This is a genomic window from Arthrobacter sp. TJ-263, assembly GCF_058269155.1.
Genome location: NZ_JBZCNE010000001.1, coordinates 1,829,697 through 1,843,061, shown reverse-complemented (window position 1 = coordinate 1,843,061; position 13,365 = coordinate 1,829,697). Strand labels below are relative to the sequence as shown.

Below are 13,365 nucleotides of genomic sequence, written 5' to 3'. Positions count from 1 at the left end.
GGGATCCATGCTGTCACGGATGCGGGATCGGGGGAGGGCCCGTCCGGGTCGGGCGAGAGGCTTCCGGCGCGGGTACGATGCCGGGCTCAGCCGACGGTGACCCTGCCGTCCTCCACCTGCCAGCGCTCGTCGAGGCGCACGTTCTCCAGCAGCCGGCGGTCGTGCGTGACGAGCAGCAGCGCACCCGTGTAGGACTCGAGGGCGTCCTCCAGCTGCTCGATCGCCGGCAGGTCGAGGTGGTTGGTCGGTTCGTCCAGGACCAGGAGGTTCACGCCGCGCGCCTGCAGCAGGGCGAGCCCGGCACGGGTCCGCTCGCCGGGGGAGAGGGAGCCGACGGCGGCGCGTACCTGGTCGGCCTTCAGCCCGAACTTGGCGAGGAGGGTGCGGACCTCGCCCTGCGCCATCTCCGGCACGAGGGACTCGAAGGCCGTCCCGAGGGGGAGGGCGTCGTCGAGCTGACCGCGGGCCTGGTCGATCTCGCCGACGGCCACGCTGGAGCCGAGGGCGGTCGCGCCGCCGTCGGGCGTCTGATGACCGAGCAGGAGGCGCAGGAGCGTGGACTTCCCGGCACCGTTGGGGCCGGTGATCCCGATGCGCTCACCCGCGTTCACCTGGACGGACACGGGCCCGAGGGTGAAGGCGCCCTGCGTGACGGAGGCGTTGTTCAGGGTGGCGACCACGGAACTCGAGCGCGGTGCAGCGCCGATGGTGAACTGCAGCTGCCATTCCTTGCGGGGTTCCTCGACCTCGTCCAGCCGGGCGATGCGCGATTCCATCTGGCGGACCTTCTGCGCCTGCTTCTCGGAGGACTCCATGCTGGCCCTGCGGCGGATCTTGTCATTGTCGGGGCTCTTCTTCATGGCGTTGCGGACGCCCTGCGAGCTCCACTCCCGCTGGGTCCGGGCCCGGCCCACGAGGTCCTGCTTCTTGTCCGCGTACTCCTCGTACGCCTCGCGGGCGTGCCGGCGCGCTACGGCGCGTTCCTCCAGGAAGGCGTCGTACCCGCCGTCGTACACCGCCACCCTGTTCTGGGCGAGGTCCAGCTCGACGACGGTGGTCACGCAGCGCGCCAGGAACTCGCGGTCGTGCGAGACGAGGACCGCGCCGCCGCGCAGGTTCTGGATGAACGATTCCAGCCGGTCGAGGCCGGCGAGGTCCAGGTCGTTGGTGGGCTCGTCGAGGAGCACGATGTCGAAGCGGCTCAGCAGCAGGGCGGCGAGCGCGACCCGCGCGAGCTGCCCGCCGGACAGGGCAGCGGTGGGGGTGGACGGGTCGAGGCCCCCGGCGACGTCGGCGAGGACGGCCGGCATGCGGTCCTCGAGGTCCACGGCCCCGGAGGACATCCAGTGGTCGAGCGCCAGGGCGTAGGCGTCGTCGGCGCCCTTCGCCCCGCTTCCGAGCGCCGCGGCGGCGTCCTCCATGGCGAGGGTTGCCGCCGTCGTGCCGGTCCGCCGCCCGAGGTAGGCGGCCACCGTCTCACCCGCGACGCGCTCGTGCTCCTGCGGGAGCCACCCCACGAAGGCGTCGGCCGGGGTGGTCCGGACGGTGCCGGCAAGGGGGGTGTCCGCTCCGGCGAGGAGGCGCAGGAGCGTGGTCTTCCCGGCGCCGTTGGCCCCCACGACGCCGACGACGTCCCCGGGCGACACGGTGAGGTCGAGCTTCGAGAAGAGGGTGCGGTGGGCGTGGCCCCCGGACAGGTCCTTCGCCACGAGGGTTGCAGTCATCCCTCCAGTCTAGGAGGGTGCCCGCTCGTGCTGAGGGCGGAACTGCCGGACGGGCGGCTCACCCCGCGACACGCCAGATGCTGTACTCGTCGAGGTGGAGGATGGCGCGGTGCCCGGCCAGGTCGTCGCGGATCCAGACGACGCCGAGCCCGGGGGCAGTGTCCTCCACGCGCCCGCGGTAGTGCACTTCGTCCCTGCGACGGGCTTCGACGATCGTTCCCGGGGTCAGCGCGCGGAGGTCGAGGATGCGGACGGTGGTGCGGGTGGCGATGGCGGTCATCGGTACTCCTCGGTGATCCAGGGTCGGCCCGTTGGAACGGCGGGCTGTCTCCATGATTCGGGAGCGGTATTGCGGGAGTGTTTCCGGGACGTTTAGTTCTCGACGCCGGCAGGACGCGGCGCCGGGCAGCCCTGCCGGCTTCTCCTTCGGGCCAGGTCCACCGGATCAGGCGAGGGTGAGGAAGAGCTTCTCGAGCTCCTTCTTGTCGAGGCTGGTGTCCTCGCGGACGATGCACTGTTCGAGGCCGCTGGCGATCACGGCGAACCCGGCGCGGTCCAGCGCCTTCGAGACGGCTGCGAGCTGGGTGACGACGTCCTTGCAGTCCTTGCCTTCCTCGAGCATGCGGGTGACCGCGGCGAGCTGCCCCTGGGCACGCTTGAGGCGGTTGATGACAGGCGTCATTTCGGTCGGGTCGAGCTGCATGGTCTTCTCCAGATGTCGGGGTACCTGTCGAGCTTATACCCCCATGGGTATTTTGACTACCCCGGGGGGTATGCGGAATACTCCGGGGGGTATACCCTTCCGATTCGACCGAGAGGCTCCCATGAGCACCCCTCCCCCTGTGAACCCCGCCGCCATCGTCTCGGAGGCGACGTCCTCGTCGGCCCTGACGGAGTTGTCCCCCGAGACGCTGCGGGACTGGGTGGCCGAGCACGAGGATCTCGTGGTGATCGATGTGCGGTCTGCGGCGGAGTTCGAGTCCCTGCACATCCATGGCTCGTACAACGTCCCGCTGCCGCTCCTGTCGGAGCACACCGACGAGCTCGCCGCCCGCCTGGGCGGCCGGGTCGTGCTGGCCTGCCAGTCCGGTGTCCGCGCCGAGCAGGCACGCCGGAAGCTGGCCGCATCGGGCATCGGCGCCGCCCACGTCCTGACGGGCGGGGTTCCCGGGTACGCCGCGGTCGGCGGCGACGTGGTGCGCGGTGGCGGCCGCTGGGATCTCGAGCGTCAGGTCCGCATGGCCGCCGGCTCCCTCGTCCTCGTCGGTCTCGCCGGAGGACGCCTCGTCTCCCCGAGGATCCGGACCCTGGCAGGCCTCATCGGCACCGGCCTGACCTTCTCGGCCGCGACGAACACGTGCGCGATGGGCCGTGCCCTGTCCTCGATGCCCTGGAACAGGGCGGCCCAGGAGCCCACTCGGGAATCCGCGATCCTGACCCTGCCCACTGCTTTCGTCGGCGTCGGGAATGCCGAGGCCCGCCGACGGGCCCACGGGGCATGAACGCGGTCCTGGCCCTCGTCCTGGCCCTGTCGATCCTCATCGGCCTGTCCCTGGGCGTCCTGGGCGGTGGCGGATCGATCCTGACCGTCCCGATCCTCGTCTACGTGGCCGGCTTCGAGGCGAAGGAGGCGATCGCCGCGTCCCTGTTCGTCGTCGGCGTCACCTCCGCGGTCAGCGTCATCAGCCACGCCCGGCGCGGCCGGGTGATGTGGCGGACGGGGCTGATCTTCGGCGCGTCCGGCATGGTCGGGGCGTTCGTCGGCGGGCTCCTCGGAGGGTTCGTCCCCGGACAGATCCTGCTCGTCGCCTTCGCCCTCATGATGGTCGCCACGTCGATCGCCATGATCCGCGGCCGCAGGAAGCCCCGCACGGCAACTCATGGCACGGCCGCTGTCGGCGTCAGGCGTGAGCTTGCCCTCGGGCGGGTCCTGCTCGACGGCGTGGTGGTCGGGCTGGTCACCGGGCTCGTCGGGGCGGGTGGCGGGTTCCTCGTCGTCCCGGCCCTGGCCCTGCTCGGCGGGCTGCCGATGTCCGTGGCCGTCGGCACCTCCCTGGTCGTGATCTCCATGAAGTCCTTCGCCGGCCTCGCCGGGTACCTCACGACGGTGCAGATCGACTGGCCGCTCACCCTTGCGGTCACGGCCGCCGCGATCGTCGGATCCCTGATCGGCGCGCAACTCGCCGGCCGCATCCCCGAGGTGGCCCTCCGCAAGGCCTTCGGCTGGTTCGTGCTGGCCATGGGCGCCTTCGTCCTCATCCAGCAGGTCCCTGCAGACGCGCGTCCCCTCGTCGCCGCGATGGTCGCCGGAATTGCGCTCGCGGCACTCGTCGCCCGGCGGTTCATCCTTCCGGCCCGTCCCCTCAGCGCCCGGAACCGGGAACGGGGCAACGGGGCTGGTGCCGCACCATCCCTGCACCAGCCCCACCACGCACCCTCTGATCCCAGGAGGGACGCATGATGAGCGAGACCGCCACCGCCGCGACCAGCGACCGCCGGCACCACGGGCAGGTCCTCGACGTCCGCGAGGCTAGAGGCCTCCCTGTCGACCAGGCGGGCCGCGCCGGAGCGCACGCGCCCTCCCGGCGGCCCCGGACCCCATAGACCGGGCGCGTGCCCGGACCCGTCCCGTCCCGGGCCCGGTCACGCGCCCTCCTCCCGATGCCCCCGCAGGCACCTCCACGCCTTGCGGTATACCCCCAGGGGTATTACGCTGGAGATCAGCAAGATACCCCAGGGGGTATCGGAATCCATCCGAACCGAAGGAGCACCCGATGCTGATCGAACGCATTTACGACGAGGACCTCGCCCAGGCCGGTTACCTGATCGGCTGCCAGGCCAACGGGACGGCTGTCGTCGTCGACGGCCGCCGCGACATCGCCGTCTACCAGGACCTCGCCGCGAAGAACAACATGCGGATCGTGGCCGTCACCGAGACCCACATCCACGCGGACTACCTCTCGGGCACCCGCGAACTGGCGGCGGCGACGGGGGCTGCGATCTACGTCTCCGGCGAAGGCGGACCCGACTGGCATTACGCCTTCGACGGCACCCGACTGTTCGACGGCGACGCGATCACCGTCGGCAACATCAGCATCCAGGCCGTGCACACGCCCGGGCATACCCCCGAGCACCTGTCCTTCCTCGTCACCGACGGCGCGTTCAGCGACAAGCCCGGCTACCTGCTCTCGGGGGACTTCGTGTTCTCCGGGGACCTCGGCCGCCCCGACCTCCTCGATGAGGCCGCGGGCGGCGTCGACACCCGCTTCGAGGGGGCGAAGCAGCTGTTCCGTAGCCTGCAGGAGAAGTTCCTGACCCTGCCCGACCACGTCCAGGTCCACCCCGCCCACGGTGCCGGCAGCGCCTGCGGCAAGGCCCTGGGCGCCATCCCGTCCTCCACCGTCGGTTACGAGCGGCTCTACTCCTGGTGGGGCCCCTACCTCGCCGCGGACGACGAGCAGGGCTTCATCGACGAACTCCTCGACGGTCAGCCCGACGCCCACGCCTACTTCGGGCGGATGAAGCGCGAGAACCGCGACGGGCCCGCGGTCATGGGGGAGCGCGCACTGCTGGCCGAACTCGACGCCGACCGGGTCGCCGCTGGCCTCGCCGCGGACACGCTGACGTTCATCGACACCCGGACCGCGGACGAGGTGCACGCGGGGACCGTCGAGGGGTCCCTCAACATCCCCGCGAGCCCTACCCCGGCCACCCATGGCGCTTGGGTCGTCAACCCCGAGACGGACACGAACCCGCTCGTCCTGCTCGCCACCGGCCAGGACCAGGCCCAGGAACTGTGGGATCACCTGGTCCGCGTCGGTATCGACCGTGTCGCCGGGTACGTCACCAGCCTCGACGGACTACCCCTCACCACGCCCGCCCTGATCCAGCCCGCAGAGCTCGAGGGTTCCGACGCCGCCATGGTGCTGGATGTCCGTAACCGCACCGAACACGCCAACGGGCACATCCCCGGAGCCCACCAGCTCAACGGCGGGCGGGTGATGTGGCACCTCGACGAACTTCCCTCCGACGGCACCATCGTCACCTACTGCCAGAGCGGACTGAGGAACTCGGTCGCCGCCAGTGCCCTCCGCCGGGCCGGGTACGACGTCGTCGAACTCGACGGCAGCTACGCAGCCTGGACCGTCTGGCAGCAGACCAGGGAAGCCACGTCCGCACGCTGATCCCCCGCACGGGCCGTCAGCATCCGGCGGGCCCGTGCCGGGGTCCGCGTCGCACGGAGTGCAGGAAGGAGTGCAGGAATAGGTGCCCCTGGCCACCGGTTATCCGGACAGGTCCATCGATTCCCCCCAGGAGGTCCACCCCGTGACGACGGTCTACGCCCTGCACGAGAACCCCGAGTGGTTCCCGCCCTTCGCCCGCGCCTTCGAAGCCGAGGGTGTCGAGGTGGTCGAGTGGCTGCTCACGGACGGCGTGCTGGACCTCGATGCCGTGCCGCCGGAGGGCATCTTCTGGTCCCGTATCAGCGCCTCCGCCCACACGCGCGACCACGGCCTGTCGAAGGACTACGCGCGGTCCGTCCTCTCCTGGCTCGAGGCCCACGGGCGCCGCACGGTGAACGGCCGCCGCGTCCTCGAACTCGAGATGAGCAAGGTGGACCAGCTGACCGCCCTGAAGGCCGCCGGCATCGACACCCCGCGCACGGTCGCCGCCGTCGGCCGTGACCGCATCCTCGAAGCGGCGCAGGGCTTCGCGACGCCGTTCATCGTCAAGCACAACCAGGGCGGCAAGGGCCTCGGGGTGCGGAAGTTCGATTCCCACGAGGAGCTCGCCGAGTACGTGGGGTCGAGCGGATTCGAGGAACCCCAGGACGGCATCACGCTCGTGCAGGAGTACATCCAGGCCGCCGAACCGTTCATCACGCGCGCGGAGATCGTGGGCGGGCGGTTCGTCTACGCGATCAAGGCCGATACGGCGCGCGGCGGCTTCCAGCTCTGCCCCGCGGACGCCTGCGCGATCGACCCGGTGACCGGCAGGCCGATCATGCCCCCGGGAGCCACGATCGCGCCCGAGCCGGGCCAGCAGCTCTTCAGCCTCCGGGAGGGGTTCGATCATCCCGTGATCGGACGGTTCGAGGACTTCGCGCGGCGCAACGGCCTGGAGGTCTGCGGCATCGAGTTCATCGAGACCGCGGACGGACGCGTCCTCACCTACGACGTCAACACCAACACCAACTACAACGCCGCGGTGGAGGCGGTGGCGCCGAAGTCCGCACCCCGCGAGCTGGTCCGGTACCTCGCGACGCTCGGCTGACGCCGTCGTCGCTTCCCGACGACGCCTCCGGCCGGGCCCTCTGCGGTAGCGTGCTGGTACGCGCCCTGCGGTGCCCCGACCCGGAAGGATGCAGGAATGTCCCGATTCACGAAGGACGGCAAGGTCAAGTCCGAGACGCTCCCGAGCACGCTCCAGCGTTCCGACGAGAAGGCGCAGGACACGTTCGCTGCAACCCTCGACGCCGCGGAGGAGCAGTACGGCGACGGCGAGCGGGCCCGCCGCACGGCCTTCGCCTCCCTGAAGCACGGCTTCGAGAAGGTGGGCGACCACTGGGAGCCGAAGGAGGAGAAGGGCCCCTCCGGCGAGCAGGCCGCCGGCAACCGCGCCGACGGCGGGCGCACGGCCGGCGGGGTGGACACGAAGTCGTCGAAGGAGCATCTCTACGCCCTGGCCAGGAAGCTCGACGTCCCGGGCCGGTCCACGATGTCCAAGGCCGAGCTCGTCGAGGCGCTCCAGAAGGCGAACGAGCGCGAGACCCGCAGGGCCCGCGAGGGCTGACCATTACGCAACGAAAGTATTTCTTAATAGGACACAGCTTAGGTTAGCCTTACTTCTGTCCCGTCCCGGCCTCGTTCGAGGCCACAGAAGTCAAGGAACCTCATGGCCCCCACCCGCCTGCGCAGCCTCGTGGCCGCCGCCGCCGTCGCCGTCCTGTCCCTCTCCGCCTGCTCCACAGGTCCGGCCGACAGCGGATCCGGCGCAGCCGACGGCGCCACGGCGTCCGCTGCTGCCGAGGGATTCCCGGTGACCATCGAGCACGCCTTCGGCGAGACGACCCTCACCGAGAAGCCCGAGCGGGTGGCGACGGTGTCCTGGGTGAACGCGGACGTGTCCCTGGCGCTCGGCGTCGTGCCCGTGGGGATGCCCGCCGACACCTACGGTGGCAACGAGAACCAGTCGACCCCTTGGAAGGATGCCCGGCTCGAGGAACTCGACGCCGCCATCGGCACCGAGAACGCCCCCGTCCAGTACTCCGAGACCGACGGCATCGCCTTCGACGACATCGCCGCCACGAACCCCGAGGTCATCCTCGCCGCGTACTCCGGGCTCTCCCAGGAGGACTACGACACCCTGAGCAAGATCGCCCCCGTCGTCGCCTACCCGGAGGTCCCCTACGGCACCGCCTGGCAGGACTCCACGCGCATCATCGGCGAGGCCCTGGGCCTGTCCGACGACGCCGAGCAGCTCGTGGCCGACACGGAGCGGGCCATCGCGGACGCCGCCGCCGACTACCCGCAACTGGCCGGCAAGACCTTCATCTACGGCAACCTCGAGCCGGCCGCCGCCGACGGCGTCAGCATCTACACCGCCAACGACAACCGCCCGCGCTTCCTGACCGAGCTCGGCATGGTCCAGGCCGACGTCGTCACGGAGAACACGAAGGACTCCTCGGAATTCTTCATCCCGTGGTCGGCGGAGCGGGCGAACGAGCTGGACTCGGACCTCTTCGTGACCTGGGTCGCGGACGAGGCCACCGAGCAGGCGATCTCGGCCGATCCGCTGCTGAAGCAGATCCCCGCGGTCGAGAGCGGGGCGTTGGTGGCGGACAGCGACAACACGCTCACGCTGTCCATCTCCGCGGCCAACCCGCTGAGCCTGCCCTGGGCCCTCGAGCGCTTCCTCCCCCTGCTCGGTGAGGCCGCCGACCAGGCCTGAGCGGAGCCTCGCTCCACGCGTCGATTGCCCCCGGGCGGTATCTGGGCTGGAATGGGAAGCGAACCGAATCTCCTCCACCGAAGGGAACACTCAATGGCTCAGGCCGAAATCACGAAACTCCAGTCCGCCACGGCCTGGGACAGCAAAGGCAAGAAGCTCGGCGATGTCAACGACGTGCACCTCGAGAAGGAATCGGGCATCCCCGCCTGGGTCACGGTGTCACTCGGGCTGCTCAACTCCCGCAAGCACTACGTGCCCCTGGCGAACTCGCGCTTCGAGGGTGACGACCTCCACCTCGCGTGGACGAAGAAGGTGATCTCCGACGCGCCCAGCGCCAACAGCAGCGTGGAGCTCTCGCCGGAGGAGGAGACGGCCCTGATCGACCACTACGGTCTGCGCGACGGCGCCGAGGCCTGATCCCCGCTCAGGACCGGCGAAGCCCCCGTCCACCGGACGGGGGCTTCGCTGGTCCGAGTCCGCTCAGGTCAGGTTAAACAGCCCGATGATGTTGCCGACGATGAACAGCAGGACCAGGAGCACGACGACGGCGATTACGCCGATCCAGAGACCGGTGACGGTCTTGGACTGGGTCTTGTTCTCGATGGTCGGCTGCTGCCACGTGGTGCTGGCTTCGCCCGGCGGTGTCTCGCCGGGTGGGACGCCGCCTCCGGGCTCGAGGCCCGTCAGGTTCATCTCGTCCGGATCCGGGTTCCCCGCATTCGAGGGATCGGGGTTCTTTCGTTCGCTCATGCTGTCCTCCACGTAGTTGGCCGGCTGCTCCACTCCACCCTACGCACAGGATCATCAGTCTGCTTACTGATGTTCCTGTCGGCTCGCCCTTGCGCTTACCGGCCGGATCCGCCGTCCTCTTCGGAGATGCCTTCCGCCGGACGCGCGGGCGTCTCGGCGGGAGGCGGGCCCTGTTCCCCGGGAGTCCACGACATGGTGATGTTCACGCCATTCTCGGTGTCCGCCACGAAGAGTTGGAGTTCCTCTCCGATGAGTGCCTCGTCGTGCACCGGGTCACCGGCCTCGCGCGCAAGGTCCGTCAGGCGGCTGATGGCCACCGCCATCGCGCGCCCCCAGTCGTGCGGATGCTTGCTCGTCGACTCCTCGGTCACGGTGAATTTCTTGTCGATCATCGCCCTCGCCATTCCTGCCGATCCTGAAGAACCAAGTGCCCTTGCAATGTGGATGGCTGCAACAGTAGCAGTGCGTCATGGTGGACGGCACGGGGTGGCCGGCCCGGAGTTCTGGGGGTGGCATGGACTAGCGTGCGTGCTGCCACGGTCTAGCAGCAGGCCTCGGCTTCCTGACCATCATCGGATCTTCCATGACAGAATCCTCGACCGTTCCCGATGTCACCAGCGCGGCCGGTGGCATCGCCCTGCCGCCGGTGCCGGCCGTCCCCGACGACCCGGCCGCTGACGCCGTCGTGCCTCCCACCAAGCGGGAGCGCGAAGCGCAGTGCATGGAGGACGCCACGGCATTCGACGTCGGCACCGCGTCCCTGGCCGGTCTCCGCGGTCTCGCGGACAGGATGTTCCGCCTGCTCGACACCGCCGTCCCGCCGGAGCAGGCCGTCGAACGGTACGCGGCGGCGGTCGACGAGATCGAGCGCCGGGCCCGCCGGGCCCGCCTGGTCGCCACCCGCGGGGACGCCGCGATCTCCCGGGCGGTCTTCAAGGACTCCGCCTTCGGCTCGCGGTTCGAACTGTTCGTGGACGGAGGCCTCGCCGCCCACCTCGACTACTCGATGCTCGGCGGCCGGCTGACCCTGCAGGCCCTGGTCGAGATGCCGGGCTTCGAACAGCGCGGCGTGGGCCGGGTCCTGATGCGGCGCGCGGTCCTGAGCGCCCACAGGCGACGACTGGACCTCGTCGCGGGGTGCGCCGCGGCCCGCGACTTCCTGCGGCAGAATCCGCAGTACCTGACGCTCGGCCGCACCTCCTGACGCCCGGCGGCGTCCCCCGCAGCGACCGGGGCCGGGAGGTCAGCTGTGGAGGCCGGCCCTGGCCGCCTGCCCGATGATGGCGCTGTACGTGGGGTACGCGAACTTCACCCGGGCCAGCGTCGCCAGGTCGGTGCCCGCCGCCATGGCGGCGGCCACCGCGGTGATGACCTCGACGGCGTTCTCACCCACCGCGTGTGCGCCGAGGATCAGCTCGCGGCGCCGGTCGATCACGAGCTTGAGGAAGCCCTGCTCGCGGTCGTCGATGATGGGACGCTCCACGGCGGCGTAGGGCACCGTGACGGCGTGGCATTCCGTGTCGCGTTCCCTCGCCTGAGCCTCCGTGAGCCCGACCCCTGCATAGTCGGGGTCGGTGAACCCGCCTTCGGGCAGGAGATGGTGCGGTGTGGTCCGCATGGCGCCCATCACGGCGTTCTCGGCCGCGGTCTCCCCCTCGAAGACTGCGGCCTGCACCAGCATGCTGCTGCCGTTCGCATCGCCCGCCACGAAGATGTGCGGCACGTTGGACCGCAGGTAGTCGTCCACCGGGATGAAGGAGCGGGCAGTCCGGACGCCCGCCGCGTCGAGGCCCAGGCCGGCGAGGTTCGCGGGCCAGCCGGCCGCCATGATGACGGCGTCCACGGTGAGGGACTCCGGTGCCTCATCGCGCTGCCAGGTGAGCGTGAGGCCGCCCTCCTCCCGGCGGATGCTGTCGATACCGCTGATGCCGGCCTCCACCCGGATACCCCTGCCCCGAAAGCTGGCGGTGACGACGTCCGCGACGTCCTCGTCCTCCGTCATCAGGATGCGCGGTGCGACGTCGAGGAGGAGGACGTCCGAGCCCATGGCGTCGAAGATGGTGGTCATCTGGGCACCGGTGTGTCCGCCGCCGATGATCGCGACCGTACCGGGCAGGCTCGGGAGGTCGAGTACCTCGTGCGGCAGGACGGCATGTTCGGCGCCCTCGATCGGCAGGCGGCGGCCGCTGCCGCCGATGCACAGGATGATCGCGGCGGCGGTGATCTCCCGGCCGTCGACGACGACGCTGTGCTCGCCCGTGAGCTCGGCGTCGCCCTCGACGAGGTCGATGGCGAAGCGTTCCATGGTGGGGCCGTAGCCCTTGGCGTCGAGTACCCGGGCCACCGTGGCTCGGACCCGCTGCACCGTCTTGTCCCAGTCGACGGACGGTTCGGCGACGACGATCCCGTAGTCGTACGCCGTGCGGACCTCGCGGAACAGCCGCGCGGTCTTGGCGAGTACGCGCGTGGGGACGCATCCCGAGTTCACGCAGGTCCCACCGAGCGCGGAGCGTTCGACGACGGCGGTGCGTGCCCCGAGTTCGGCTGCGCGCGTGGCGGCCGCCATTCCGGCGGGCCCACCGCCGATGACGAGGACATCGAACATGTAGTCCATGGAATGCTCCTTGAGGTCGTCCGCCGTGGCTCGTCCCATCCTCCACCGGATGTCACCCGCGCCACAATGCACCACTCGTCGGCGATCCGCCTTACCGTTGGAACAGTGGGCAGCGGTCAGGACGTCCATGACTGTCCCACCTCCGGGCGCCCCCGCATCAGTGTCGAAGCAGGCAGGGCCCGCACCTGCCGCCAGGGCGGCAGCCACCAGACTCCCGGCCCGCAACCCTGCGGGCCGTGTCCCCGATTCCCAGGAGGAACCCCATGAGGACCGTCAAGGCCTACGCAGCGCCATCCGCAACGGACCCGCTCATCCCCACGACCATCGAGCGCCGCGACGTCGGCTCGAAGGACGTACTGATCAAGATCGCCTATGCCGGGATCTGCCACTCCGACATCCACACGGTGCGCGGCGAGTGGGGTCCCCAGCAGTACCCGTTGACGGTCGGCCACGAGATCGTCGGCGTCGTCGAGGAGGCCGGCAGCGAGGCGACCCGCCACAAGGTCGGCGACCGCGTGGGTGTCGGCTGCATGGTGAATTCCTGCCGTGAGTGCGCGAACTGCCTGCAGGGCGAGGAGCAGTACTGCCTCAACGGCAACATCGGGACCTACGCGTCCGTGGACCGCGACGGCTCGATCACGCAGGGCGGCTACTCGACGCACATCGTCGTCGACGAGGACTTCGTCCTCACGGTGCCGGAGAGCATCCCCTACGAAGCGGCCGCACCCCTGCTCTGCGCGGGCATCACGACCTACTCGCCGCTCTCCCACTGGAACGCGGGCCCGGGCAAGAAGGTCGCGGTCGTCGGCATGGGCGGACTCGGGCACATGGCCGTCAAGATCGCCTCCGCGATGGGCGCCGAGGTGACGGTGCTCTCGCAGAGCCTCAGCAAGCAGGAGGACGGCAAGCGGTTCGGCGCCGAGCACTACTACGCCACGAGCGACCCGGACACGTTCAAGCAGCTGGCCAACACCTTCGACCTGATCATCAACACCGTCAGCGCCAAGATCGACCTGGACGCGCACCTCGGGCTGCTCGGCCTGAACGGGACCATGGTCAACGTGGGCGCTCCCGCCGATGCCCTTCCCCTGCACGTGTTCACGCTGTTCAACCAGCGTCGCTCCTTCGCGGGATCGGGGATCGGCGGCATCCGCGAGACCCAGGAGATGCTCGACTTCTGCGCCGACCACGGCATCGCACCCGAGGTAGAGGTCATCGCGGCCGACGCCGTCAACGAGGCCTACGAGCGCGTCCTGTCCTCCGACGTCCGCTACCGCTTCGTGATCGACACGGCCACCCTGGGCTAGGCGGCACCTTCGGCGGCGG

16 protein-coding genes are annotated in these 13,365 nt (G+C 70.1%); 10 read left to right on the top strand and 6 right to left on the bottom strand.

The genetic code is table 11. The annotated features are described in order from the left end of the window. Positions 1–86: 86 nt before the first annotated feature. The 3 genes from AC4D2F_RS08765 to AC4D2F_RS08755 form a co-directional block, all read right to left on the bottom strand. The gene (locus tag AC4D2F_RS08765; RefSeq protein WP_104167886.1) at positions 87–1,724 is read right to left on the bottom strand and encodes an ABC-F family ATP-binding cassette domain-containing protein; all 1,638 of its coding nucleotides are present in this window, start codon (positions 1,722–1,724) and stop codon (positions 87–89) included. Positions 1,725–1,782: 58 nt separating this feature from the next. After that, positions 1,783–2,004 (bottom strand): hypothetical protein, encoded by a 222-nt coding sequence (locus AC4D2F_RS08760; protein WP_104167887.1) that lies wholly within the window; start codon positions 2,002–2,004, stop codon positions 1,783–1,785. Positions 2,005–2,169: 165 nt separating this feature from the next. Continuing rightward, positions 2,170–2,427 (bottom strand): metal-sensitive transcriptional regulator, encoded by a 258-nt coding sequence (locus AC4D2F_RS08755; protein WP_104121696.1) that lies wholly within the window; start codon positions 2,425–2,427, stop codon positions 2,170–2,172. Between the two features lie 121 nt (positions 2,428–2,548). Between AC4D2F_RS08755 and AC4D2F_RS08750 the strand changes: the two genes are divergently transcribed. The 8 genes from AC4D2F_RS08750 to AC4D2F_RS08715 all read left to right on the top strand — a co-directional run bounded on the left by AC4D2F_RS08750 (position 2,549) and on the right by AC4D2F_RS08715 (position 9,092). Further along, complete coding sequence (locus AC4D2F_RS08750) at positions 2,549–3,226, top strand: rhodanese-like domain-containing protein (RefSeq protein ID WP_490910203.1); 678 nt, start codon at positions 2,549–2,551, stop codon at positions 3,224–3,226. Further along, positions 3,223–4,185, top strand: a complete 963-nt coding sequence (locus tag AC4D2F_RS08745) for a sulfite exporter TauE/SafE family protein (protein ID WP_490910202.1) — start codon at positions 3,223–3,225, stop codon at positions 4,183–4,185. Before AC4D2F_RS08750 ends, AC4D2F_RS08745 begins: the two co-directional genes overlap by 4 nt. Further along, on the top strand, positions 4,182–4,328 hold the full coding sequence (locus AC4D2F_RS08740) for a hypothetical protein (RefSeq protein WP_490910201.1): 147 nt from the start codon (positions 4,182–4,184) through the stop codon (positions 4,326–4,328). Before AC4D2F_RS08745 ends, AC4D2F_RS08740 begins: the two co-directional genes overlap by 4 nt. A gap of 170 nt (positions 4,329–4,498) precedes the next feature. Continuing rightward, the gene (locus tag AC4D2F_RS08735) at positions 4,499–5,908 is read left to right on the top strand and encodes an MBL fold metallo-hydrolase (RefSeq protein ID WP_490910200.1); all 1,410 of its coding nucleotides are present in this window, start codon (positions 4,499–4,501) and stop codon (positions 5,906–5,908) included. A gap of 142 nt (positions 5,909–6,050) precedes the next feature. Beyond that, positions 6,051–6,998, top strand: coding sequence for an ATP-grasp domain-containing protein (locus AC4D2F_RS08730; RefSeq protein ID WP_104168225.1), 948 nt, complete (start codon positions 6,051–6,053; stop codon positions 6,996–6,998). 96 nt (positions 6,999–7,094) lie between these two features. Then, the gene (locus AC4D2F_RS08725) at positions 7,095–7,517 is read left to right on the top strand and encodes a ChaB family protein (protein WP_490910199.1); all 423 of its coding nucleotides are present in this window, start codon (positions 7,095–7,097) and stop codon (positions 7,515–7,517) included. 102 nt (positions 7,518–7,619) lie between these two features. Next, on the top strand, positions 7,620–8,675 hold the full coding sequence (locus AC4D2F_RS08720) for an iron-siderophore ABC transporter substrate-binding protein (RefSeq protein WP_490910198.1): 1,056 nt from the start codon (positions 7,620–7,622) through the stop codon (positions 8,673–8,675). 93 nt (positions 8,676–8,768) lie between these two features. Next, entirely contained in the window at positions 8,769–9,092 is a 324-nt protein-coding gene (locus tag AC4D2F_RS08715) for a PRC-barrel domain-containing protein (RefSeq protein ID WP_490910197.1), read from the top strand. 63 nt (positions 9,093–9,155) lie between these two features. On the opposite strand, the gene AC4D2F_RS08710 is transcribed toward AC4D2F_RS08715, so the two are convergent. Together AC4D2F_RS08710 and AC4D2F_RS08705 are read right to left on the bottom strand one after the other, a co-directional pair. Next, positions 9,156–9,425, bottom strand: a complete 270-nt coding sequence (locus AC4D2F_RS08710; protein WP_104168226.1) for a DUF6480 family protein — start codon at positions 9,423–9,425, stop codon at positions 9,156–9,158. Between the two features lie 95 nt (positions 9,426–9,520). Next, entirely contained in the window at positions 9,521–9,817 is a 297-nt protein-coding gene (locus AC4D2F_RS08705; RefSeq protein ID WP_490910196.1) for a hypothetical protein, read from the bottom strand. Positions 9,818–10,008: 191 nt separating this feature from the next. Here AC4D2F_RS08705 and AC4D2F_RS08700 point away from each other — a divergent pair, with 191 nt between their 5' ends. Then, positions 10,009–10,629: a GNAT family N-acetyltransferase gene (locus AC4D2F_RS08700; protein WP_490910195.1), complete on the top strand. Its 621-nt coding sequence runs from the start codon at positions 10,009–10,011 to the stop codon at positions 10,627–10,629. A 39-nt stretch (positions 10,630–10,668) separates the two neighbouring features. Here the strand turns inward: AC4D2F_RS08700 and AC4D2F_RS08695 are convergent, their stop codons facing one another. Then, on the bottom strand, positions 10,669–12,039 hold the full coding sequence (locus AC4D2F_RS08695; protein ID WP_490910194.1) for a dihydrolipoyl dehydrogenase family protein: 1,371 nt from the start codon (positions 12,037–12,039) through the stop codon (positions 10,669–10,671). 263 nt (positions 12,040–12,302) lie between these two features. On the opposite strand from AC4D2F_RS08695, the gene AC4D2F_RS08690 reads away from it, so the two are divergent. Further along, positions 12,303–13,346, top strand: a complete 1,044-nt coding sequence (locus AC4D2F_RS08690) for an NAD(P)-dependent alcohol dehydrogenase (RefSeq protein ID WP_490910193.1) — start codon at positions 12,303–12,305, stop codon at positions 13,344–13,346. Positions 13,347–13,365: the final 19 nt, after the last annotated feature.

What these genes read in the sequence shown, in the direction of transcription:
- AC4D2F_RS08745 (WP_490910202.1), top strand. Translation starts at nt 3,223, where the DNA reads ATGAACGCGGTCCTGGCCCTCGTCCTGGCCCTGTCGATCCTCATCGGC.
- AC4D2F_RS08765 (WP_104167886.1), bottom strand. Translation starts at nt 1,724, where the DNA reads ATGACTGCAACCCTCGTGGCGAAGGACCTGTCCGGGGGCCACGCCCAC.
- AC4D2F_RS08720 (WP_490910198.1), top strand. Translation starts at nt 7,620, where the DNA reads ATGGCCCCCACCCGCCTGCGCAGCCTCGTGGCCGCCGCCGCCGTCGCC.
- AC4D2F_RS08690 (WP_490910193.1), top strand. Translation starts at nt 12,303, where the DNA reads ATGAGGACCGTCAAGGCCTACGCAGCGCCATCCGCAACGGACCCGCTC.
- AC4D2F_RS08705 (WP_490910196.1), bottom strand. Translation starts at nt 9,817, where the DNA reads ATGATCGACAAGAAATTCACCGTGACCGAGGAGTCGACGAGCAAGCAT.
- AC4D2F_RS08710 (WP_104168226.1), bottom strand. Translation starts at nt 9,425, where the DNA reads ATGAGCGAACGAAAGAACCCCGATCCCTCGAATGCGGGGAACCCGGAT.
- AC4D2F_RS08760 (WP_104167887.1), bottom strand. Translation starts at nt 2,004, where the DNA reads ATGACCGCCATCGCCACCCGCACCACCGTCCGCATCCTCGACCTCCGC.
- AC4D2F_RS08725 (WP_490910199.1), top strand. Translation starts at nt 7,095, where the DNA reads ATGTCCCGATTCACGAAGGACGGCAAGGTCAAGTCCGAGACGCTCCCG.
- AC4D2F_RS08695 (WP_490910194.1), bottom strand. Translation starts at nt 12,039, where the DNA reads ATGGACTACATGTTCGATGTCCTCGTCATCGGCGGTGGGCCCGCCGGA.
- AC4D2F_RS08735 (WP_490910200.1), top strand. Translation starts at nt 4,499, where the DNA reads ATGCTGATCGAACGCATTTACGACGAGGACCTCGCCCAGGCCGGTTAC.
- AC4D2F_RS08740 (WP_490910201.1), top strand. Translation starts at nt 4,182, where the DNA reads ATGATGAGCGAGACCGCCACCGCCGCGACCAGCGACCGCCGGCACCAC.
- AC4D2F_RS08755 (WP_104121696.1), bottom strand. Translation starts at nt 2,427, where the DNA reads ATGCAGCTCGACCCGACCGAAATGACGCCTGTCATCAACCGCCTCAAG.
- AC4D2F_RS08750 (WP_490910203.1), top strand. Translation starts at nt 2,549, where the DNA reads ATGAGCACCCCTCCCCCTGTGAACCCCGCCGCCATCGTCTCGGAGGCG.
- AC4D2F_RS08700 (WP_490910195.1), top strand. Translation starts at nt 10,009, where the DNA reads ATGACAGAATCCTCGACCGTTCCCGATGTCACCAGCGCGGCCGGTGGC.
- AC4D2F_RS08715 (WP_490910197.1), top strand. Translation starts at nt 8,769, where the DNA reads ATGGCTCAGGCCGAAATCACGAAACTCCAGTCCGCCACGGCCTGGGAC.